Origin of the sequence: Microbacterium sp. CH1 (assembly GCF_001595495.1) — a bacterium.
In the GTDB taxonomy this organism is placed as follows: Bacteria; Actinomycetota; Actinomycetes; order Actinomycetales; family Microbacteriaceae; genus Microbacterium.
Genome location: NZ_LOSO01000024.1, coordinates 341,056 through 363,099, shown reverse-complemented (window position 1 = coordinate 363,099; position 22,044 = coordinate 341,056). Strand labels below are relative to the sequence as shown.

19 protein-coding genes, 1 tRNA gene and 1 riboswitch are annotated in these 22,044 nt (G+C 67.1%); of the genes, 5 read left to right on the top strand and 15 right to left on the bottom strand.

Annotated elements, in window-relative coordinates:
• Positions 1–50 precede the first annotated feature (50 nt).
• The gene (locus AUV07_RS17100) at positions 51–740 is read left to right on the top strand and encodes a hypothetical protein (RefSeq protein WP_062637959.1); all 690 of its coding nucleotides are present in this window, start codon (positions 51–53) and stop codon (positions 738–740) included.
• A 55-nt stretch (positions 741–795) separates the two neighbouring features.
• On the opposite strand, the gene AUV07_RS17095 is transcribed toward AUV07_RS17100, so the two are convergent.
• From AUV07_RS17095 to AUV07_RS17085, 3 genes are all read right to left on the bottom strand, one after another.
• Positions 796–1,605 carry a DUF3883 domain-containing protein gene (locus AUV07_RS17095; protein ID WP_062637957.1) on the bottom strand — a complete coding sequence of 270 codons (810 nt, stop codon included), beginning with the start codon at positions 1,603–1,605 and terminating at the stop codon, positions 796–798.
• On the bottom strand, positions 1,606–2,511 hold the full coding sequence (locus AUV07_RS17090) for an HIRAN domain-containing protein (RefSeq protein ID WP_062637956.1): 906 nt from the start codon (positions 2,509–2,511) through the stop codon (positions 1,606–1,608). It lies immediately after the preceding gene.
• A 216-nt stretch (positions 2,512–2,727) separates the two neighbouring features.
• Positions 2,728–3,495, bottom strand: a complete 768-nt coding sequence (locus tag AUV07_RS17085) for a DUF3800 domain-containing protein (RefSeq protein ID WP_062637954.1) — start codon at positions 3,493–3,495, stop codon at positions 2,728–2,730.
• A gap of 144 nt (positions 3,496–3,639) precedes the next feature.
• Between AUV07_RS17085 and AUV07_RS17080 the strand changes: the two genes are divergently transcribed.
• Positions 3,640–3,719, top strand: a tRNA-Gly gene (locus tag AUV07_RS17080).
• 107 nt (positions 3,720–3,826) lie between these two features.
• On the opposite strand, the gene AUV07_RS17075 is transcribed toward AUV07_RS17080, so the two are convergent.
• Genes AUV07_RS17075 through AUV07_RS17045 form a run of 7 tightly spaced genes read right to left on the bottom strand, consistent with a single transcriptional unit; the run spans position 3,827 to position 14,153 of the window.
• Positions 3,827–5,260 (bottom strand): sulfatase family protein, encoded by a 1,434-nt coding sequence (locus AUV07_RS17075; protein WP_231868303.1) that lies wholly within the window; start codon positions 5,258–5,260, stop codon positions 3,827–3,829.
• A gap of 26 nt (positions 5,261–5,286) precedes the next feature.
• Positions 5,287–6,033: a hypothetical protein gene (locus AUV07_RS17070; protein ID WP_157524135.1), complete on the bottom strand. Its 747-nt coding sequence runs from the start codon at positions 6,031–6,033 to the stop codon at positions 5,287–5,289.
• The gene (locus tag AUV07_RS17065) at positions 6,000–9,728 is read right to left on the bottom strand and encodes a right-handed parallel beta-helix repeat-containing protein (RefSeq protein ID WP_082803029.1); all 3,729 of its coding nucleotides are present in this window, start codon (positions 9,726–9,728) and stop codon (positions 6,000–6,002) included. The genes AUV07_RS17070 and AUV07_RS17065 overlap by 34 nt, the downstream gene beginning before the upstream one ends.
• Positions 9,729–9,735: 7 nt before the next feature.
• Positions 9,736–10,965: a family 20 glycosylhydrolase gene (locus AUV07_RS17450; protein ID WP_082803028.1), complete on the bottom strand. Its 1,230-nt coding sequence runs from the start codon at positions 10,963–10,965 to the stop codon at positions 9,736–9,738.
• Entirely contained in the window at positions 10,962–11,876 is a 915-nt protein-coding gene (locus tag AUV07_RS17055) for a carbohydrate ABC transporter permease (protein ID WP_082803027.1), read from the bottom strand. Before AUV07_RS17055 ends, AUV07_RS17450 begins: the two co-directional genes overlap by 4 nt.
• Positions 11,876–12,856: a carbohydrate ABC transporter permease gene (locus AUV07_RS17050; RefSeq protein ID WP_231868302.1), complete on the bottom strand. Its 981-nt coding sequence runs from the start codon at positions 12,854–12,856 to the stop codon at positions 11,876–11,878. The genes AUV07_RS17055 and AUV07_RS17050 overlap by 1 nt, the downstream gene beginning before the upstream one ends.
• Before the next feature lie 19 nt (positions 12,857–12,875).
• A complete protein-coding gene (locus AUV07_RS17045; protein WP_062637946.1) occupies positions 12,876–14,153 on the bottom strand; it encodes an extracellular solute-binding protein in 1,278 nt (425 codons plus the stop codon).
• A gap of 186 nt (positions 14,154–14,339) precedes the next feature.
• Here AUV07_RS17045 and AUV07_RS17040 point away from each other — a divergent pair, with 186 nt between their 5' ends.
• Both AUV07_RS17040 and AUV07_RS17035 read left to right on the top strand, forming a co-directional pair.
• Positions 14,340–15,509 (top strand): ROK family protein, encoded by a 1,170-nt coding sequence (locus AUV07_RS17040; protein ID WP_062637944.1) that lies wholly within the window; start codon positions 14,340–14,342, stop codon positions 15,507–15,509.
• Positions 15,510–15,725: 216 nt separating this feature from the next.
• Positions 15,726–17,765, top strand: coding sequence for an MMPL family transporter (locus AUV07_RS17035; RefSeq protein ID WP_062637941.1), 2,040 nt, complete (start codon positions 15,726–15,728; stop codon positions 17,763–17,765).
• On the opposite strand, the gene AUV07_RS17030 is transcribed toward AUV07_RS17035, so the two are convergent.
• The 5 genes from AUV07_RS17030 to AUV07_RS17015 all read right to left on the bottom strand — a co-directional run bounded on the left by AUV07_RS17030 (position 17,752) and on the right by AUV07_RS17015 (position 20,958).
• On the bottom strand, positions 17,752–18,555 hold the full coding sequence (locus tag AUV07_RS17030) for a F510_1955 family glycosylhydrolase (protein WP_231868301.1): 804 nt from the start codon (positions 18,553–18,555) through the stop codon (positions 17,752–17,754). The two genes, AUV07_RS17035 and AUV07_RS17030, sit on opposite strands and share 14 nt — an antisense overlap.
• A 41-nt stretch (positions 18,556–18,596) precedes the next feature.
• Positions 18,597–18,755, bottom strand: a complete 159-nt coding sequence (locus AUV07_RS17695; RefSeq protein ID WP_157524133.1) for a hypothetical protein — start codon at positions 18,753–18,755, stop codon at positions 18,597–18,599.
• Positions 18,756–18,840: 85 nt separating this feature from the next.
• Positions 18,841–18,905, bottom strand: a riboswitch (guanidine-III (ykkC-III) riboswitch).
• Positions 18,906–18,924: 19 nt separating this feature from the next.
• Positions 18,925–19,497, bottom strand: coding sequence for a dihydrofolate reductase family protein (locus AUV07_RS17025; RefSeq protein ID WP_062637937.1), 573 nt, complete (start codon positions 19,495–19,497; stop codon positions 18,925–18,927).
• Entirely contained in the window at positions 19,494–20,108 is a 615-nt protein-coding gene (locus AUV07_RS17020; protein WP_062637936.1) for a DUF1684 domain-containing protein, read from the bottom strand. Before AUV07_RS17020 ends, AUV07_RS17025 begins: the two co-directional genes overlap by 4 nt.
• 40 nt (positions 20,109–20,148) lie before the next feature.
• Positions 20,149–20,958 carry a sugar nucleotide-binding protein gene (locus AUV07_RS17015; RefSeq protein WP_062637934.1) on the bottom strand — a complete coding sequence of 270 codons (810 nt, stop codon included), beginning with the start codon at positions 20,956–20,958 and terminating at the stop codon, positions 20,149–20,151.
• Positions 20,959–21,008: 50 nt separating this feature from the next.
• On the opposite strand from AUV07_RS17015, the gene AUV07_RS17010 reads away from it, so the two are divergent.
• Complete coding sequence (locus AUV07_RS17010) at positions 21,009–22,034, top strand: FUSC family protein (RefSeq protein ID WP_062637932.1); 1,026 nt, start codon at positions 21,009–21,011, stop codon at positions 22,032–22,034.
• The last annotated feature ends 10 nt before the right edge of the window (positions 22,035–22,044 follow it).

Sequence of the window (22,044 nt, the reverse complement as noted above, 5' to 3'; positions counted from 1 at the left end):
ACATCCATCCAGCCCGACCGGGCACCATCACAGATCGGAGATCTACCACCATGACCACCACCTACGCCGAGGCGTTCGCTCGCCTCCAGAAGGAGCGCCGCGCCGCGATCAGCCACGAGGACCGCGACCTGTCGCCCCAGGCCCTCACCGCCCACCGGCTCAGGCTCCTCCAGCGCGCGAACGAGAACCTCGCCGCCCACATCCCGACCGTCCCCGAGATCACCGGCCCGAGCCGCACCGAGATCCTCGACGGCCTCCACCCGGCCACCGCCGACGAGATCGCCGTCTCCCGAGACATGCGCGAGCGGATCCAGGCCGACCTGGACCGTGGCCGTCGCCTGGAGCAGATCCTCGCCTCGGCGGATCAGCGCACGATCGTGTCGCTCCTGCACTGGCTCCCAACGATGCCCGACGTGGCAGGCTCCCAGCACCGCGACGAGATCGTGGCGGAGATCCAGGCTCTCGCGTTCGAACGGCTCGCGGAGATCGGCCACGAGCCCGCCTCGACCCGACGCCAGGCCGAGGAGGCGACCGCGCTACCCGCCGCCGTGACTCGGGTGTTCTCGGAGGCCCTCGCGGGCACGGTAACCACCGGGGCATGGACGGACCTCCACCGCGCGGACCCCGACCTCTACCGGGAGATCCAGGCGGCGGAGATCCCGGGGCTCGCGGACGAGGTTCGCCGGTTCGGGATCCTCGCGGAGCGCCAGGTCGAGCCGGATCAGTTCGCTGTGCGGTAGGCCTCTCGACTGGTCGAGCGCCTCGGTGTGTACGGATGCCGGGGCGCTCTGTTCGTCAAGCGAGATGCCCTCGCCACTGGCTGGGCTCAAGCGTCACTCCGTCACCATGTACCGCGCCCTTACGTCGATGGAGTCGATACGCGCCAGGAGTCGCCAAGTCGATGCCCGCGATCACAAATAGTTCGTAGCGATCGGCGTTGGCTATCGAGAACTTCCGCTCACCCTCAGTAAGCCAGAACACCGGCTCTCCCGCCTGAGTGCCTTTGACCTCCACGAAGGCAACCGGATCCTCGGCAGGACCGACGCGGACATCGAAGCCCGGGTTGTTTCGTGCCTGCTCGACGACTTCAACATCCGGGTGCTCAACATGGAGGAGGTCGAGGACTATCCCCACGGCGTACCGCTCCACCGCAAGGGCCGTCGCCGCGTCGGCGTAACCGGGCACCCCGTCGGTGTCTGTTGCATGGTCGCGGCCCGGAGTGCCGTCCGGCCAGCCCGCCGCAATCATCCGCTCGTATGCGCTCTCCGAGACGCGGCGGACCCCCTGCGACCAGAACACCCCGAATCGCCCTGACTCGGGGTCCGCCTCGTAGTAATGATCGTCTGGCCCTCGGAGCGGAACCTGCACATCGAACTGCTTGTAATCGAGGATCTCGCAGACGCTGTTGGATGCGTTCTCCGAGAGCCGTATAGGGCCGATCAGACCGGCTCCGCTGTAGTGACCAGGGCGGTGATAGATGAAGCGCTCACCCGGTTGAATCATCGACAGATAGCGATCGGGAAACTCGTAGGAAACGCCGGTTCGGTCATCGTAGACGTAACCGGCGCGGGACGGACCCTCGCCGGTGTAGAGGACGATCGGCATCTACTTCTCCACGGCAGTGCGCTCGACTGCGAGGCGCGACCTGTTGAGCCGCATCGTCACCGACTCCGGGACCTCTTTGTCCCCGCACGCGGCGACGTAGCGCTCCAGAAACGCTAGTTCATGCGGATACTCCCGGAGACGGCGCAGGACGACCGACATCTGCTCTGAGGGCCAGGGGTCAGGAACCTCGCCCGTCACGCCTGCCTCGCGCTCTGCGGCGTAGATGCACTGCTCCAGCACGTCGCGTGCTTCTTCCATCCTCTTCTGCCGCTTGAGTTCCGAGATCGCGGGTTTCAGCAGAGGCCAGTACTGACCATCGACTGCACCAGCGGCGCGGCGGGCTTCCTTGTGTGCTTCGCGGGCCGCCTTCTCGGCCTCCTTGCGTTCTCGCTCGGCCTCGCGCTCTGCGTAGTAGGCCTCTGCCTCTCGACGCTCAGCGGCGTAATCCTTCTCGCTCTCGCGGTCCCCGGAGAACATGAGAGTCACGCGGGATCGCCAGGTGCCGTCGTCGTTGCGAGCCCAGATGCGGGCAAGAACGGTGGCAACGTTGCCGCGTCCCACGCCGGCGCAGACGCGCGCAATCGCGGCGCTGGCCTCCTGCGGGACGTGTCCGACCTGCTCACCCATGACGACCACGCGGACGGCGTTCCGGTCGTACTTGTTGTTGGGCTCGGGCACGAGGTAGGCGGTCTGCATGGTCACGCCGCCCTCGGCGCGTCCGAGGCTCCGGAAGATCTTGCCGATGCCGTCGCGGTAGTAGGACTCCCCGGAGACTTCGAGATCCTCGCGGAATGAGACCGAGACCTCGCGGCCTGGAGCAGTCGGAGCAGGGTCCGTTTGAGGCACCGGCGCTGGCTCGGTCTTGGCCTTCTCGCCGCCGAACAGTTTGGACAGGAACCCGGCCATTGGCACCCCTCATGTCAGCGAGACATCCCAGACATCCCGTCTCAACGGAGTCTAGCCACCAGAAACTTGCGAGTTAGGAGCGGATGACATGTTGATAGTCAGCGTTCTGTCGGACGTGCCGTATAGTCTGTCGCAAGGACGGGCCGCCTGATGCTCGCCGGGGATCGCCAGCGGTGCTGCCACCGCACTCCTTAAGTGGATCGGCCCCTGGGGGCTTCAGGGGGCCCGTACTGCACTGCAGTGCTTGCACAGACAGTCGTTCCATTCCAACTGCCGTGCAATGCGGTTATCCGGCATCGACATGAATCCCAAGGGAATCCGGCAGTCCTGATAGCCACGTCGCACTTGCGGCCAGATCGTCCGGAGATACTGCGGCTCAACTAGACCGAACTCTGCGGGCCAGACAGCAGCCCGAAGGAAGCCCCCGTAGAGGTCGGCAGCCTGACTCTCGAGGTATTTGTCAGCGGACACCCACTGCAGTCCCCGTTCGAGAGTATGTGGAACCTTCGGGTCCATTGACGACTGGAACTCGAGGTATTGCTTCGACCCCGTGTGGTCATGCCCACGGACGTGGCCGTAACGAGTGTGAACTCCCGCTGAGCCCTGCCAGTTCCGAGCAGCCCACAGGATGTTCTTGTACATCTTGAACGCAACGTAGTTGTAGAACAGTTCGCGATTCTGGGTGTACTGCCCGGTCACCTGATCCTTCTGGCAATAGACATAGGACACCCACACATCGGGCACGGCTGCCAACATGTTCGCGGCGTACTGTCGTCGCGCATGAGTCTTGACGTGTTCCTTCCAGGACATCACCTTGTTGGCGGGAACGTGGAAGGTGGTCCGCAGGTGAGAGATGGCCGCTCGCAAGCCTGGGGCGGAGAGGTCAGTGACGAGAACCGCCGCCATGCCGAATATCGGACTTGACCCGTTCGTGCCCGCCAACCCACGGTCGCCGGTCTCATCAATGTATGCGAATACGACCACAGCACAACCATAGATAACACCCGTCACGACGGCGTGCCGGACGCGCGTGCTCCGTGCCAGATCCGTGCCATTAGAGGGCCATTCGTGCCATAACTCCCCCTCACAGGACCAAACGACCACGCCACAGAATCCCCGAGATCACGCGGGATTTCGGGCCTCCAGGGCGAGCCGTGGGTCTGCTTCCCAAGCAGACAGCGCGGGTTCGATTCCCGTCAGCCCCTCCATATGTCCAGCCGCGCGCGGCGCGCCCCTTGGCAGGGGCTGGCGTCCGCACTTCGGTCACGCTGCCGATCGTTCCTCCGCCGCGACGGGCGAAGCGACAGTGGTCATGTCACGGGCTGACCCGCTCGGGGATGGGCTGCGACGGATGCGGGGTGTCCCCCAGCTCGGCCTGCAGCGACCAGAGGACTGCTTTCAACTCTTCCCGCTGGTCCCGGTAAGCAGGCTCGTGATAGACGTTGCGGAGCTCTTCGGGATCCTCAACGAGGTCGTACATCTCCCACTCCGGCGGGTAGACGAACGGCGACGAACCGGGCAATCCCATCCCATCGTTGTAGAAGTAGATCAGCTTGTGCGTTTCCGTGCGGACGCCGTAGTGAGCGAGGGCATGGTGGTTCGCATCGTCATTCTCGAAGTACCGGTAGTACATCGCCTCACGGGTCGGTTTGTCCGGGGCATCCGTGAGCTGCGGCCAGAAACTCACCCCCTGCATACGCGGGTGCGGCTTCAGTCCGGCAGCGTCGAGGATGGTCTGCGCGAAGTCGACATTCGTGACGATCTGTTCGATGGTGCGTCCGGGGTCGCTGATTCGGGAGGGGCAGCTGATGAGCAGGGGCATGCGCAACGACTCGTCGTACATGAAGCGCTTGTCGAACCAGCCGTGGTCGCCGAGGAAGAATCCCTGGTCCGACGTGTACATCATGAGCGTGTCATCGAAGAGGTTCTCGTCGTGCAACCAGTCGATGACTCGCCCGACGTTGTCGTCGACGGACGCCACGCAGGCCAGGTAGTCCTCCATGTATCGCTGGTACTTCCACAGTGCGGCCTGCTCGTAGGTCATGTCTTCCGGCGGGCTCTGCTTGAGATCCGTCAAGGTCAGGTGGTCTGCGATGCGCATCGCGGCGCGATGCGCAGCCGACGAACGCGTCGCGTAATCATCATCGAACGTGTCCGGGACGGGGATCGGGTTCGTGAACATCTCCTTGTGCTTCTCGTCCGGCTCCCACGGACGGTGTGGGGCCTTGTGATGGATGAGGATGCACCACGGCTCGTCGCCGGGCAACGACTCCAACCACCGGAGCGAGAGATCCGTGATGATGTCAGTGGCGTAGCCCTCGATGATCTCCACTCCACCCGAGGTCAGGATCTGCGGGTTGAAATACTCGCCCTGGTCGCGGAGCACCGCCCAGTAATCGAAGCCCTCCGGGTCGTGTCCGGGCCCCTCCCCCATATGCCATTTGCCGACAAGGGCTGTGCGGTACCCCGCTTCCCGCAACTGCGTGATGAAGGTCGGCTGGCTGGCGTCGATGGGCGTCTCCAGGGTGGTGACGCCGTTGATGTGGCTGTACGTTCCGGTAAGGATGGATGCGCGGCTCGGGGTGCACAGGGCGTTGGTGCAGAAACAGTTGTCGATCCGCACACCGCTGTCCGCGATCTCGTCGATGCGAGGGGTCGCGTTGACCACTGAGCCATAGGCACCGATCGCGTGCGATGCGTGGTCATCCGTGAGGATGAGGACGATGTTGGGGCGTTGCTGGTCAGTCACTGCTGGCCTCTCCATTCCTTGGGTCATCAGGGGCGTGCCGCCTCGATGCGGCGTGTGAGCTCGGCGAGGAACAGCTCGTCAGCGAGTTGCGCGGCGGCCGCTTGGATCACGTCCTCGAAGGGGTCCACTCCGGCCTCGGTTCGCGAGAGGCATCGGACCTCCGCGGTAGTCCCGTCATCGCGTGTCACGACCACCTGCTCCCCGGCACGCAGCAGCAAGGCCGAGGAGACCACGGTGTCGTCACTCTCCTGCAGGGTACGGACCGTCGTCTCGTCGATATGGAGTTCCGTCGACGCCTGGGCGCGGCCGCGCTCCCATTCCGTGACCCGCACGACGATCACGTCCTGACGGGCGAAGAAGTCCAGGTTCTGCTCGTAGTACTCCCGGACGTCGTTGCGACTCAACCCGGAACGAATCGACGAGACGATGAGTTCGATACTGGTGTCCACCTCACGCTCGTACGCCTCCCAGGAGGATCGTCCGCGTGGTCCGGCCTGAGCCGACTCCGGCGGCTGCAGAGCGTCGACGGTCACGGGCTCCCTGAGCTCGAGTTCCGCCGCCCAATCGAAGACCACGATGTCGTGGAGCTGCTGGGATGGCGAGGCGTCCGGCTCGCCGGCTCGCTCATAGATCGCGTGCACCGTGGACTCCGAGGAGCTCAGCTCCGGCTGCGCGGAGCACCCACCGCTGAACGCCAGGGCTCCCGCGATGAGCGCGATGATGACGCCCTGCCGTGCCTTCATGTTGTCGAGCGCCGTGTGTACAGACACCACCCGACGATTGTCGTCAGGGCGGCACCGACAAGCAGGATCAGCGGAACAGGAGACCCCGTCTGAGCGAGAGCCGCGACGGCGGCAGCGGAACCGGCGGATGTGGCGGCGCCAGTCGGAGGCGCCGTCCCTCCGGCCTCTGCGGAGACGTCCCCTGACGCGCCACCACCTGTCGACTCAGCGGGGACGAACTGCACCGCTCCCACGGTGATCCCCTCGGGCTCGAGGACCGGCGCCGTGCCGGAAGGAAGCGCAGCGCCGCGGAAGTCCGTGCCGTACGTGACGCCGTCGACCTCCGGAAGGTTCCACGCGGCGACCATGTCGATACTGCTGCTTCGGCGTGCCACCGCGTGGATCTCCATCGGTGAGAGATCGCGACGGTCGGTCACCGTGCCGTCATAGCGAGCGACCAGCTCGGCCAGCGTGATGCCGGCTCCTCGGAGCGAAGAGTCCGCCGCAGGTGCGTACCCGTCGAAGCTGGTACCCATGTGGGCGCCGGTACGCGGCCGTGTGATGTCGATGTTCACCGGCGCGTCACCGATGTCTGGAAGCCCCAGGTCGCCTGTCACCGCGTGTTCCTCTTCTGCGGGTGCGGCGATGCCGCCGGCGTACGCGTTGTTGTAGAGCCGCACCTGGGAACGCATCGTCGCTGCCTCGCCGACGTAGAACGGCTGTCCTTCCGGGTAGTGGAAGACGTTGTTGAAGATGAAGACCTCGCGGTTTCCGGTGCCCGCTGCGGAGTTGGCAAGGTCCAGCACGCCTCCGCGGGGTCCGCGGAGAAGCGAGTCCGAGGAGATGGTGTTGTTGTAGATCATCGTCCCGGCCGCCGTGCCGCGGGAGAACTCGAAGGTCTTGTCGGCATCGTTCTGGCTGATGTTGTACCGGACGGTGGGCGCGGTGTGCGGGAATCCGTTCATGATCAGCATGAACCCGCCCTCGTTGTCGTGCGAGTAGTTGTACTGCATGACCGAGTAGGACGACACGTGATCGGTGTCCAGACCTTGACCGTCCTGAACACCGTGTGTGTGCGACACCTCGTTGTACTGGATCACGGTGTTCGTGGCCTGGAACGGCCAGATGCCTGCGTTGTAGCCGGTGTTCTGGTATCGGGCGTGCTGCACGAGGTTGTACTCGATGAGCGCTCCGTCCGAGTCGCGCACGGTGATGCCGTCTCCACCGGTGTACCGGATCTGATTGTCGCGGAGCACGATGCCGGTCGACGGGTACCAGTGCAGCGGAATGTTCGGCGAGTTCTGCGCGGACTGGTTCGCCCAGGTGGAGCTCACCAGTTTGATCCCGGAGCGGTCGACGCGCTCGATGACGTTGTCGGCGATGAGGACCCCATCGAACTTGGTGGGCACTCCGCGGAGTTCCCCATCTTCGATTGCCGCACCGATGTCGAAGAAGATGCCGCCGTTCCATTTGGAGGACAGGTTCCCGTTGATGTCGTGGATATGCAGGTCCGTCAGGGAGATGTCCGAGACGACCCCGAAGTCACGCGCGGAGACGTTCACCGCGCGAAGGTTCTTCACCTGGTTCGTGCTCGTGTTCAGACCGAAGCGGCTGTCGTACCCGGGATGCACGTTGGTGATCTCGAGCCCGCTGATGCTCACATGCTCTTGGTTGAAGAGTGAGATGACGTTCTCGACCTCGCCGGCACCGTCGAGGCGAGGCCGTGGGCCCTCCCCGTACGCGCCGACCTCGATGGGTGCGTTCGCGGAACCCGAACCCTGGAACCGGAGTGCCGCGTCGTCTCCGTCGAACACGCTGCCGCGTTTGAGGAGGATGCGATCCCCGGGCCCGAAGGCCCTGTTCAGGGGTGTGAAGGATGCCCAGGCGGTCTCAGCGGAGGTTCCGGTGTTGCTGTCGGCTCCGCCCGCCGGGTCGACGTAGTACGTCGTCGGGGCGACTGCTGCTGAAGTGAAGTTCGCGGTGAGGACGACGTCCTCCGCCACATCTTTCGGGATGGTGAAGCCCCCATCGGGTACAGGGTTCCCCTTCCAGGACAGACCCTGGAGGACGTACCCGCCCTTGGGGAAGGCATCCCACGTCACCGTTTCCCCGCTGGAAGCGGTGTACCGGGACAGGACGACCGCGCCCGCCGTTCGCTCGGCGTCTGCGACCCCATCCTTCGAGATCTCCACGCTCACTCCGACCTGCACGGGCGTCCGGACGATCGTCAGATTGTCGACGGCGATGGATGAACCCGCTGTCATGTTGATGACGCCCGCGCCAGGGCTGAGTCCCGACCACCCTGCGCTGTCGTTCACGCTGTCGACGTTCACGTACGACAGGAGCGGGGAGCCGTCCACGGTCACCGAGACCGTGTCGCCGGACACATCGATCGACACGTGTCGGGCCCTCTGGTCGAACACGAACGCGGTACTCGCAAGCTCCACATTGGCGGTCGCGTCGATTCGGCGCAGGAGCGCCTTCGAGCCGTTGAGCGCCAGGACGTAGCGAGATTCCATACCGGCGCCGCGGAAGGCGATCTGAGCCGTACCCGCAACGGCGTCGGCCTTTCGGACGTCCACCTCGATCGCGTAGGCGGGTGGGTCCGCCCAGCCGCTCGACCGGACGAAAGCGGACGCAGAACCGGCGGTAGGCGCGAGGACCAACGCCTGGTCCTCCACACGCACGGCGGCCCCGCCCTGGATGTCGTAATCGTTGTCGGCGTTGAGGGCCCCGGTGAAGTCATCGCGGAACAGCAGGTTGGGGTCGGCGGGCTCGGTCACGAACATGGCGATGATGACGACGCTGCCGGTCTTGTCGTCGAGGGTGAACCGGTTGTCGCTGATGGTCAGGAGTCCGTCCGTGCTGGTCATGGTGTCTGCGCGGAGGGAGATGTACCCGTCGAAGACGTACCCGGGGCGCGCGGTGTATGTCAGCGTCACGGCGTCACCGGCGTTCCCTGATGAGCGGCTCGCGGTGAGCGTTCCGCCGGCTGTCTCGATCGAGGTGTCGCGGACACCGTTGGTCTGGGTCGCGACATCCACGGTGTATTCACCCACCGCCTCGGCCTCGTCGGTGGTGACGACGATGTTGTCGACGCTGTAATCCTGTTGGGGGAATTGGCTGGCCAGGACGATGCGGCCGGCAGCGGCGTCGGCCATGTCGGCGTCGACGGTATCGAGGAGCAGCTGGCCTCCGACGCGTGCCCGCACCCGGTCGCCGTCCACGCTGATCTCCACGTGATGGGCGGTTCCATTGGTGTTGACGGGGAGACTGAGCGATGCGGGCACGCCGCGCAGCGTCGTTGCCCCCTGCTCGACCCGTTCGAACGCGAGGCGACTCCTCGGCGCGTCGTACGTCACTTGGTAGCGGGATGCTGCGGCTTCGGTGGCGAAGAAGCCGAACTTGATGGCGCTGTTCGTATTGCCGGCATGGATGAAGAGGTCGAGACTGAGGGTGAAGTCGTGGGCGGCGATGACGTCTTTGGTGACGATGCGGTTCTCGGGTCCGCTTCCTTTCACGTTCACCATCCCGCCGGTGTAGGTCACCTGGGAGGCCGCGTTCGCCGTGGTCACGTTCCACTGCGCCCCGTCACCGGCGGTGAAGTCTTCGCTGAAGACCGTGCGGGTCGTGGCTTGGCTTTCGGCCGCGACCGGCACGGAAGCGGACGCGGGAGCGGCGAGACCACTCCAGCTGAAGGCGATCGCGAGGGACGCCGCGATTGACGCCCTGACTGTTCTGTTCATCGTGTCCTCACCACATCGTCGGGGTCAGCTGGGGCTCCGCAAGAGCCCCCGAGGTTGATAGCAGGTCGTGTTCACGCCGTACCCGCGCAGCCGCATCGTCGGCGTCGAGGGCGGGGTTCCAGATCCGTTCGGCCACGGCGAGCAGGCGGGGAAAGAGCATGTCGAGCAAGTCGGCCCCGTCCAGCACGAACTCCGACCAGACGCAGGCCTGCACCCCCAGGCACCGCGGGTCGGCTGTCTCGGGCCAGGGCGCGTGAAGGATGTCGTCGACCGAGATGGCGGGCGTCATCCCGTTCTGCTGGCCGCTGCCCTCCGGATCGACCCGGTTCAGGTACAGAGTGCGCGCGTCGGCGAATACGTAGGGAAGCGTCGAGCGGCCCACACGTTCCATTCCGCGGGCTTCGTCCCATGCGATGACGATGGCGTCGTCCTCGTCCCAGATATCGCAGGCTTCGTCCCAGACAGCGACCGTCTTGCCGTGGCGCTGCAGCTCCGCGGACGCGACGTTCATGAACCATGCCTGCAGGTCTTCGATACGCGCCAACCCACGGGTTTCCAGGGCTGCCGGGAGGTCCGGATCGGACTCCCACTGACGGTACGCGCACTCATCGCCGCCGATGTGGACGAGCTTCCCGGGGAAGAGTCGGGCCACACGGCGGAGCACTGCTCGGACGAATTGTTCTGCGTCGGCAGTCGGCCACAACAGATCGTTGCGGGCAGGCCACCACATGTGGTCGCGCATCGAGCCATCGGGCAGGGGGAGGTGCGCGGGGCGTCCGAGTTCCGGGTACGCCGTGATCGCCGCCGACATGTGCCCGGGAAGGTCGACCTCCGGGATGATCTCGATCCCGTGCGCGGTGGCGTAGTCGACGACCGTGGCGATCTCCTCGTCGGAGTAGAACCCGTTGGTCCATTTGGTGACTGCGGCGGCTTTCGCCCGCTCCAGAGTCTCTGCCGCAAGGGCGTTGTAGTCGTCGAAGGCGCCTCGCGGCAGGGCGGCGCCGATCGCCGTCAGCAGAGGGTAGTCGGGCACGTCGAAGCGCCAGCCTTGGTCGTCGGTCAGGTGCCAGTGGAGCCGGTTGAACCCGTATCGTGCAGCGAGCTCGATGACCCGCAGGATGGTCGGCACCGTGAAGCGAGTGCGGGCAGAGTCGATCATCAGCCCACGCCAAGGGAATGACGGTTCGCGCCCCCGGACTGGTCCGACGAGGACAGGGGGCAGATCAGCGAGAGTCATCCCTTGACCGCTCCGGCAACCATCCCCTGGGAGATCTTGTTCTGCACGGCCATGAAGATGATGATGACGGGGACGGCGATGAGGGTGGCGCCGGCCATCACCCCGCCCCAATCGGTCGCTTTGAGCCCCTGCTGGAACGACTGGATCCAGATCGGGAGGGTCACCGATGAGTCCTTGGAGAGGACGATCAGCGCGAGGGTGTACTCATTCCATGCGAAGAGGAAACTGAAGACGGACGTGGACACCAACCCGGGCGCGAGCAGGGGGAGGGTCACGCGCCGGAACGCGCCGAAGCGAGAGCACCCGTCGACCATGGCGGCTTCCTCGAGCTCGATCGGAACTCCGTCGACGAACCCGCGCGTCATCCAGGCGACGAAGGGGACGATGGTTCCGATGTAGAGGATCGAGAGCCCGAGAACCGAGTTCAACAGCCCCCACCCGTCCAGCATCCGATACTGCGAGATGAAGAGCGCTTCGGCCGGGATCATCTGCACCACGAGGATCGCGATGATCATGATGGTGCGGCCGCGGAAGCGGAAGCGCGACAGAGCGTACGCGGCGGTCAGCGCCCCGATGGTGGAGAACACGACAGTCAGAGATGCGGCGAGAAGGGACGATCCCAGCGCGGGAGCGAAGTGGGGATTGGTCAATGCCGAGATGAAGTTCCCCCAGGTGAACTCCTGGGGCAGCAGATGCGGCGGCCAGGACATGAGCTCGGAGTCGGATTGGAATGCCGAGTTGACCATCCAGTAGACCGGCACCAACCACAGCAGCGCGACGAGAAGACCGGTGACGTTCGCGAGCGGGTTCTTCGGCCGCCACGAGCGAGTGGTGATGTCTGTCGCCTTCGCCCCGACCTTCGGGGAGGTGGTGAGAACGCGCGTCGACGTGTCCACGGTGTGAAGCGCCATCAGAACATTCCTCCCTGGCGGTACAGCATTCGGAGATAGCGGGCGGTGAGCACGAGGGTGAGCGCGAGGACGACCATCGCCAGCGCGGAGGCCACCCCGTAGTCGCCGTGAGCGATTCCGGTCTGGTAGATGTACGTCCCCAGCAGGTTGGTCTCGCTCGCGATACCGCCGGATTGCTGGAGGACGTAGATCTGGGTGAACACGCGAAGGTCCCAGATCACTTGGAGCACTCCGATGAGGGAGATGACGGGCGCCACCATCGGGAGCATGATGTGGCGGATCTGCTGGAACCCGGTGGCACCGTCGATCTCGGATGCCTCGAGAACCTCGGTGGGCATCTGCGCAAGAGCCGCGTAGATCGTGATGGAGACCAGGGGCAGGGACGCCCAGATGATCACGGCCGATGCGATGAGGTAGAACGTCCAGAAGTTCTCGCCCAGCCAGTTGAAATTCTCGAAGCCGCTGAGTCCGACGCTCGTGAGCGCGTAGTTCAGCAGACCCGAGCGGGGGTCCACCAGCCACTGCCAGATCGTCAGAGCAGCCAGGGCCGGCATCGCCCACACGATGATGAGGGCGGTGTTCAGGAACGACCGGATCACCTTGTGCAGTCGCAGCATGAGCACCGCGACGCCCACTCCGAGCAACATCGTCACACCCGCCGTCCAGGCGCAGAACGCCAGAGACTTCAGGAACACGCTCCAGAAGTAGGGGTCGGTGAGGATGGTGGCGTAGTTCGACACACCGGCCCACTCGGCGGGCTGCCCGAACTGCTGCGCCAAGCCGAAGTGCTGGAAGGACATGATCGCTTGCCGCACCAGCGGGTAGCCCAGCGCGACGGCGACCATGATCGTCGCCGGCGCCAGGAGCATCCAGGGTGTCAGGCGTCCGCGAGCGCCACGGACCCGTGCGCTCATCGCTGCGGTGGCGGTCTTCGCGGTGCGCTCGCTGCGACGAGCGGGCCGGAGTGTCGTCTGCGTCATGAGGAGATGTCGATCCGTCTTACTTGTTCAGCGAGGTGTCGACCTGCTCGTCGAAGGATGCGGCGACGGCGGCGACGTCTTCCCCCTTGGCGATGCGGGTAAAGAACTCGTTCAGCTGCGTGGATCCGAAGGCCACACCCCATTCCGGGCTGTTCGGAGTCAGCTTCGAGTTCGTGATGATCTCACCGGCGATCTCGCCGAAAGGACCGGCAACCGCATCGCTGTACGCCGTGTTGCCGGGAACCCAGCCCTCCTCAGCGAGCCGGGTCTGGAAGTCCTCGCTGAAGATCAGCTCGAGGGCCTTCGTCGCCAGCTCCGGCTGCGGAGAATTCGTCGCCATCGCAATGTTCGACCCTCCGGCGAAGGTCGCACCGGGGACGCCCGGCTCGTCAGAGGGGATCGCGAAGACACCGACCTTGCCGGCGTCCCACAGCGCCTGATCGATCTTCGTTCCGATGTTCCCGGTACCGATGAGGATGCCCGTGGACCCCTCGTTGAAGTACCGCTCGAACGACTTCTGCCCGGCCTGCGAATCCAGGGCGAAGGTCGTGCCGTTCTGAAACAGGTCTTGCAGTGCGGTGAGAGCCGCGAGGGACTCATCGGTGGAGGCCGCTCCCACCCACTCATCGCCGTCCTGCTCGGCGTACTCGAAACCCTGCGGGAAGAGGTACGACTCGACCCCGTGCGGGTCCACAGCCGCGAGGTACATGCCCGAGAAGTTCGGGGTGCCTTCGGGGTTCGCCGCCTGCAGCGCGATCGCCGCTTCACTGAATTCTTCGATGGTCGTCGGGACGCTGATCCCGGCCTGCTCGAACAGGTCCGTGCGATAGAACACACCCCGCGCGCCGGCGTAGAGCGGGTATGCGTAGATCTTGCCGTCGATGGTGGACGCGTCCACGAACGACGGAATGAGGTCATCGCCGCCGAGCTCGTCCTTGAGGCCGGTGACGTCGGCGAACGCTCCGACTGACGTGAACGTCGAGGTCTGAGTGTTTCCGATCTCCACGAGATCGGGGCTCTCGTTCTTCGACGCAAGGGACGTCTGGAGCTTCGAGACGATGCCGTCCCATTGCTGCACCTCGACCTTGAGTTCGCTTCCGGGGTTCTCCTCGGCGAACTGCTCCTCGAGGTACTGCCGACTCTCATCCGAGAGCGAGCCCTCCATCACCCAGAGCCTCACCGTCCCGGTCTCGTCCCCGCTGTCGCCTGCGCCTGTGCCCGCGTCGTTGCTGCAAGCGGCCAAGGTGAGAAGTACGGATGCACTGGCGATGCCAGCCAGCACGCTGCGTGCCTTCATGATCCCTCCGATGGAATCTGCCCCGCTCTGCTCACGGCGGCGACGGGCGATGGTTGATCTCGACGTTGAGTGTGTGAGCTCGAATCAGCATGACGGGCACATTCGAAAGTGTCAATAAATTTAACAAAATCGTCGAGGGGGCCCACCTCGAGCACGGTAGGCTGGAGCCCGGCTGAAGGGAGCCCGATGACGAGCGTCACACCCAACGCGCAGCGCCTGCTTCGATCTCTGATGGTCGATGGCCCCGCCTATCGGGCGGACCTCGCTCGCGTCCTGGATGTCTCGCGAGCCACCGTCTCCAACCTCACCAACTCGTTGCTGGAGGAGGGGTGGATCGAGGAACCGGGGCACGAGCCGGGGGCCCTCAAGACGCATATCGGCACGTCCGTCCGGCTGGGTGTCCTCGTGTCCATGGTGTTCCTCGTCGACTCGTGCACGGTGACGTTGTCGCGCGTGGATGGAAGAGTGGTAATTTCCCACACACTCCGGACGAATACGTCTGCGTCCGCCGAGCAGCGGCTGCACGCCGGCGCTGACCTCATCGACCGCCTGTTCGAAGAGGTCGGACACCCGCGCACACTTCTGCGGGCCATTCATCTCGCCGTCGACACGCAGATCGACACGCAGACGGGGCTGGTCTACGCTCAGCGCGCATCGAGCCGCTGGTACGGCGTCAATCCGAAGCTGCACCTCGAGACGCGGTTCGGGGTGAGCGTGCATCTGCAGAACACCGCACGCCTCGAAGGTCTCGCGGAATCACTGTGGGGCGCGGGGGCCAACCATCGGGACGTCCTCTACGTCGACGTCAGCTTCGGCGTGACCTCCGGGCACGTGGTCGATGGACTGATTCGCACGGGCGCCCGCGGAGGCTCCGGGGAACTCGGACACACCATCTACGACTGGAACGGCCCGCTATGCACCTGCGGGAACGCCGGCTGCCTCATGCAGTATGTATCCGTCCCTGCCCTCCTCCGCGACTACCAGACGAGCACGGGCTCCGCCGTCGACTGGGGCCGGTACTGCGAACTCGTCACCCTGGGCGACGAGTCCGCCCTCGCCCTCGCTCGGCGCGCCGCCGAGGTCTTGGGACGGGTTCTCGTCAACACCTGTCACCTCGTGGATCCGGAAGTCATCGTCATGAACGGTGAGCTCGTCAGATGCCTCCCTGCGTTCATCGATGACACCGCGGCCGCTCTGCGTGCGTCGGCGCTCCCCCTTGTCTCCCGTAACGTCACCGTTCTCGCCGCACAGGAAGAAGACGTCCTCGCAACGACCGCTCTGGCGGGAATCGCGTCCCTGCGACGCATCGAGGACGTCGTGGTTGCCGTCACCGGTCTCACCGCAGACGCCAGATGACACCCTGAAGCAAGCGTTCAGCGCCGGCCGCGATGACGCCGACACTCGTCATCGACGCCGCGGGGACAAGCGCGCACAGGCAGCATCGCCGCCCGACCGGCATCCATCGAAAGAGGGAGACTTCCCTCCATCGTCGTGACGATGTCGCCGTACGACGCTCCTGGTGGAGTGACGGGTATGGCAGATTATCGCGCTCTTCGGCGCTTTCCCGAGTGGATGACCTCCCGTGGCGGCGCATGGATCGCGCTCGGCGTGGTCCTCCTGATCATGATGACTCTCTTCGGCCTGTTCGGGTCGGCGAAGGCACCCGCCGGCACCGAGCAGGCCCCCGCGGGGTCGGAGTCGGCGCGCACGAGCGCCCTGCTGGCCGAGTTCCCGAACGCGGATCGGCAGTCCGTGATCGTGGTCGCGTCGCGCGACGACGGCGCGACGCTCACGGCACCCGACGTCGACGCGCTCGAAGGCCTCCTCCCGGTGCTCGGCGCGCACGCGGACGCGGATCCGACCGGGCCTCTCGTGAGCGAGGACGAGATGGCGGCGGTTCTGGTGACGCCGATCGCGGTCGGCCAGACGAGCACCGACACCGCCGGGGTGATCGCGGCGCTCCGCGCCGACATCGACGAGCACGCACCGGCTGGGATGACCCTGCTCGTGACCGGCGGACCGGCCTTCGGCGCCGATATCGCCGCCTCCTTCGAAGGCGCCGACTTCACTCTGCTCCTCGTGACCGTCCTGATCGTCGCGGTCCTTCTCATCGTCACGTACCGGTCGCCGGTGCTGTGGTTGCTGCCGCTCGCCGCCGTCGGTCTGGCCGACGGACTCGCCGGACGACTGACCGCGGCTGCCGGTTCCGCGTGGGATCTGCAGTTCGACGCCGGGATCATCAGCGTCCTCGTCTTCGGCGCCGGGACCAACTACGCCCTGCTCCTGATCTCGAGATATCGGGAGGAGCTCACCACCACGACGGACCACCGCCGCGCGCTCAGCACGGCCTGGCGCCGGACAGCTCCGGCGATCCTCGCCTCGAACGTCACGGTCGTCCTCGCCCTCCTGACACTCGCCCTCGCGGTGATCCCCGGCACGCACGGACTCGGCGTCTCGTCCGCCATCGGCCTGCTGGTCGCCCTCGCATCCGTTCTCTTCCTGCTGCCTCCCCTGCTGGCGGTGTGCGGACGGACGGTGTTCTGGCCGCTCGTCCCTCGTCCCGGAGCTGCCGAACGGCGCGGTGGAGTGTGGCGGACGATCGCGACGCGCGTCGTGAGCCGGCCGGTCGTGAGCCTCCTCGGGGGTGCAGCCCTGCTGGCCGTGATGACGGTCGGCCTCGTCGGGACGCCCGTCGGGCTCGACCAGGTCGACAAGTTCCGGGCCCCGTCCGCGTCCGCGACGGGTCTCGAGGTGCTCTCGAACCACTTCCCGGCGGGAGAGGCGCAGCCGATCCTCATCGTCACGGACAGCGGCGAAGTCGAAGCCGTCCTCACCGCGGCGCGCGAGGTGGACGGCGTCGTCCGCGCCACTCCTGTCGGGACGACGGACGACGAGATGCTCACGAAGATCCTGGTGACCAGCGAGTATGCGCCCAGCACCGACGAGAGCCTGGCCCAGATCACGGATCTCCGGGACGCCGTGCACGATGTGCCGGGGGCGCGGGCGATCGTCGGCGGCGCGGTGGCGACGGACCTCGACGCCCGTGCCGGGAACCTAGCGGACCTCGGCGTCGTGGTGCCGCTGGTGCTGGCGGTGAGCTTCCTGGTGCTGGCGTTCCTGCTGCGATCGCTGGTCGCGCCGCTGCTGCTGCTCGCCGTCAACGTGGCGAGCGCCGTGGCCGCCATCGGCGCCGGGGCCTGGCTCAGTCGCGTGCTGTTCGGGCAGCACGCGCTCGATCTCCCGGTACCGCTGCTGGCCTTCCTGTTCCTGGTCGCCCTCGGCATCGACTACACGATCTTCCTCGTCCACCGCGCCCGGAACGAAGCGGCGCTGCGGGGTACCCGGGACGGCATGGTGGAAGCGGTCGCCCACACCGGCGGCGTCATCACGAGCGCCGGGATCGTCCTCGCCGCCGTGTTCGCGGCGCTCGGCGTCCTGCCGCTGGTCACCCTCGGGCAGCTCGGGCTGATCGTCGGGGTCGGCGTGATCGTCGACACCCTGGTGGTCAGGACCGTGATCGTCCCGGCGCTGTTCGCTCTCATCGGCGACCGCATCTGGTGGCCGGGGCGACCGGCCTCCCGGCGGGCCGCCCCCGACCTCACTCGCGGATGAGCGGCACGAGCACGGTCTCCCCGTCCGGCGCGATGTCCACCACGCCGCGCTCGTCGACGATCACGATCCGCTCCGCGCCGACCGTGCTCAGCGCCTGCACAGGACCCTCGGCGGCCCCCACCGTCGCCCAGGCCCCGTCGGCGTCCGTCGCCCACAGAACACCCTCCACATCGACCCCGACGAGACGCCCGTCCGCCCGCGCGTCGACGGAGTACAGCACCGGCGCCCCGGCGAGTGCTTCGAAACCCGCTCGCCCGTCGCTGCTGTGCAGGAGCCCCGACTCGGTCGCCGCGTGGATCCCGGCATCCGTCACTGCGAGGTCGACCGCCTCCAGCTGCGGCCCCCTGCTCCAGGTGACGCCCTCATCGACGCTCGTCAGCAGCTCCGGACCGCTCGACCCGATGCCATAGAGGGTTCCGTCCGGATCGGCCGTCAGCACGTGGAAGTCCTCGACCCCGGTGAAGGCGACCGGCTCCCACGTCTGGCCCGCGTCGTCACTGCGGACGATGCCGAGGTTCCCCTCGCCGAGGTCGGGCGATGTGGACGGCCCAGGGTGTCCGGAGGCGAAGAGCGTCAGCCCTGCGACCGTGAAGCCCATCGCGTCGAAATCATGGCCGCCGACGGGTCCCGCAAGGGCACCGTCCGCGCCCACGGTGAAGACACCGTTGTGCGTGGCGATGAGCAGCGCGTCACCCGTGGGCGCCTCGGCCACGGCGTGGACGTGCTCGATCACCGGTGGGCCGGACTCCGGCGCCTCCGCCGCCCCACACCCCGTCAGGATCACGAGCATCCCCCCGAGGGCGCAGGCCGTCGATACGCGCGCTCCTCGCTTCATCGCTGTCCCCGGTAGAGGCCGCGGAGCACGACAACGGCGACGAAGGAGATCGCGACCCCGGCGGCCACGATCAGGCTGGTGAAGACCACTTCCATCGCATGGATCGTGGCCTCATCGACGAGCGGCTCGGGGCCGCGTCCCAGACGGATGTTCATGTGCTGTCCTTCTCTGCTCGCGCGGAGGGCGCACAAGAAGGACCTCGACCGCACGGTTTCCGCGCTGAGACACCCGACGACCCTTCTTGGTCAGTCTTGTCGCTCAGCGGGTACTGCGCCCTCGTCCGCAGGCCCGATTGCGGGCTTGCGCACACCGTACCAGGGCACCCTATGCAGGGAGCACTTCGGCCGGCCGATACCGCTGCGCGACGGCACCGGAACGGAACTCCCGCCGCTCCACGAGTTCGAGCCGAAGACGCTCGTGCACGCCGTCGAGCAATCGGGGGCCATGCCCCGCGACGACCGGATGGACCACGAACAGGTACTCGTCGATCAGCCCGAGGTCCGCGAGCGCCGCGGGCAGCGCCACACCGCCGACCGACAGACCCTCCCCCGGCTGATCCTTCAGCCGCCGCACGGCCTCGGCGAGGTCGCCGCGCACGAGGTCCGCGTTCCAGTCGACGGCATCGAGCGTCGCCGACACCACGTACTTCGGCAGACGATCGATGGTCTCGGCGAAGGGCGTCTCCCACTCCTCCATCCAGTCCGGCCAGACCCCGGAGTCCGGACGCCGCCACGCGGCCCGCATCATGTCGTACGTCACCCGACCGTAGAGCACAGCGTCGGCGCGCTGCAGCTCCGCGGTCCAGAAGCGCATCGACTCCTCGTCGGGCGGGAGTCCCGCTTCGTGATGGCAGCAGCCGTCGAGCGTCACGTTGATCGCGTACCGCAGCGGTCTCATCGGAGCTCTCCGACCGGGATCGGCACCGTCAGCACGTTGCCGGGTGGCGCCAGCGGGCACGCCCACGCCGGGTCGTAGGCGCAGGACGGGTTGTACGCGAAGTTGAAGTCGAGCACGAGCGTGCCGCGGCGCGGGTCGGCCCCGAGGTCGGCACCCTTGATCGTGTCGATGAGGTACCGCCCGCCGCCGTATGTCCCCCCGCTCTGCCCGGCGGAGGCATCGCGCACCGGCACGAACAGGCCGCCGCCGTACGAGGCAAGCCGCCACACGTCGAGAGACCCGACGTCAGGGATCTCCACGACGCCGACGCGCTCGAACGGCACGATGCCGTCCGTCCCCGTCGCGAACTCGAACGTGGCCGGATCGGTGTCGAGGATCGGGAGCTCGAACCGCCAGGCGGGGTCGTACGAGGCGATCGGCAGCCCCTCGAACAGCGCCCTGTCCTGCGGGAGGAGGGGCGTCGCCGGGTGCCGCAGCAGCAGTTCATCGCGCTCGATCCGCCACAGCTCGTGCGCCTCCTCCGGGGAGTCGGCCCGTCGCACCGCTTCGTACAGGGCGAACACCCGCCGCCGCCAGTCGACGACCTCGACGGCCGTCTGCGCATTCGTCATGCGCCCACGGTACGCCGGACGACGGACGCTCGGAACGGCCTCAGCCCCGGTCGATCATCTCCGCGTAGCCGTCCTCGTAGGTCGGGTAGTCGAGCCTGCCGAGGACCGCATGCACCAGCGAGCCGTCGTAGACGAAGCCGGTCGCCGCACCGCCGTCGTCCGGGGGCACGGGCACGCCGAGGCGATCGGCGAGGAAGGTCACGACGTCTCCCAGCGGAGCGGGCGCCTGGTCGACGGCGTGCACGAGCGCCGGGGGCTCCGGCATCCGCAGCAGCAGGTCGAGAATGCGTACGAGATCGGTCTCGTGGATCCGGTTCGTGCGGCGGCGATGCGTGACGGGTGCCCCCTCCGTGACCTTCCGGAAGAGGAACTCGCGCCCGGGGCCGTAGATCCCCGCGGGGCGCACGACCACCGCGTCGAAGAGCTCGACGGCCGCCTTCTCGCCGTCCCGCAGACCGCGGCCCCGGTCGGTGGTGGGTGCCGGCTCGACCCGCTCGGTCACGGGCTCGGAGCTCCCGGCGCCGTCGAACACCCCGGTGGACGAGACGAAGACCGTCCGCGTCGGCCGGGCCGGCAACGCCGCCGCGAGATGCGCGAGCGCCGTGCGATACGACGACACGTCGGGCCCCGGTGGCAGGGTCGTCACGACCGCGTCGACCTCGGGCAGCGGCGCGGTGAGCGGAACGGTCAGATCGGCCGCGAGCGCCGTCACCCCGTCCGGCACGGGTCCGTCACTGCGGCGGAGAGCCAGGACCTCACCACCGTCCGCGAGGAGCAGCGGAGCGAGCCGGGTGCCGAGCTTCCCGAAGCCGACCAGGAGGGTGCGGCGCGGCGGAGGCGGAGTGGTCATCCCTCCCACCCTCGCACATCGTCGCCGGACGACGGACGTAGGCTTGATCGGTGACGGAATCGCAGGGACGGGTGTGGACGGGAGTCCTCCGCGTCGGTCCGCACCGCGGGGATCACCGGGTCGCCCTGCGCGCCGCCGTCAGTGTCGCCGTCCCGCTCCTCGTGCTGTGGGCCGTCAGCCGGCTCGACCTCAGCATCTATGCGAGCTTCGGTGCCTTCGCCGCACTCTACGGCCGGCACGACGTCTTCCGCGACCGGATCCGTATGCAGGCCAGCGCCGGCGGCGTGCTGCTCGGCGCGATGCTGATCGGCACGGCCCTGTCGGTCCTCGCCGCCCCCGCCGTGCTGAGCATCGTCGTCGTCGCCCTCGTCGCGTCGGCCGTGACGCTGCTCGCCTACGTCCTGCAGTGGCACCCGCCCGGTCCGCTGTTCACGGTCTTCGCGACCGGGGCGTGCGCGACCATCCCCGCCACCGGCGCCTCCTTCGGCGCCGTCCTGCTCGTCGGCGGCGCGAGCGTGCTCTTCGGCCTCGCGCTCACCGCCCTGGTCGCCGTCGTCACCCGGACCACGGCGGAGGCGGCACCGAAGGCACGCCCGGCCGTCGGGCCGGTCGCCGCCGAGATGGCCGCCTCGGTCGCCGCCGCGATCGTCGGAGCGGGCGTGGTCGGCCTGCTCCTCGGCGGCACCCACTGGTACTGGGCGGCGGTCGGCGCGGTCGCGGCGGTCAGCGGCGCGCAGCTCAACGCCCACGTGATCCGCGGCATCCAGCGCCTCGTCGGCACGCTGCTCGGCGTGCTGGTCGCCGCCGGGATCCTCGCCCTCGACATGCCGCCGCTCGCCGTGATCGCCATCGTGGTGATCCTGCAGGGGACGGCCGAACTGTTCATCGGCCGCAACTACGGCATCGCGATGGTGTTCGTCACCCCGCTCGCGCTCCTGATGGTGCACCTGGCCGCGCCGACTCCTGTCGCCGATCTGCTGACCGACCGCGTGCTGGAGACGATCATCGGCGTCGTGGTCGGAACGGTGGTGGCCGTCACGTCCGCCGCGCTGCGCCGACGGAGCCGACGCCGCTGACGAGACGACG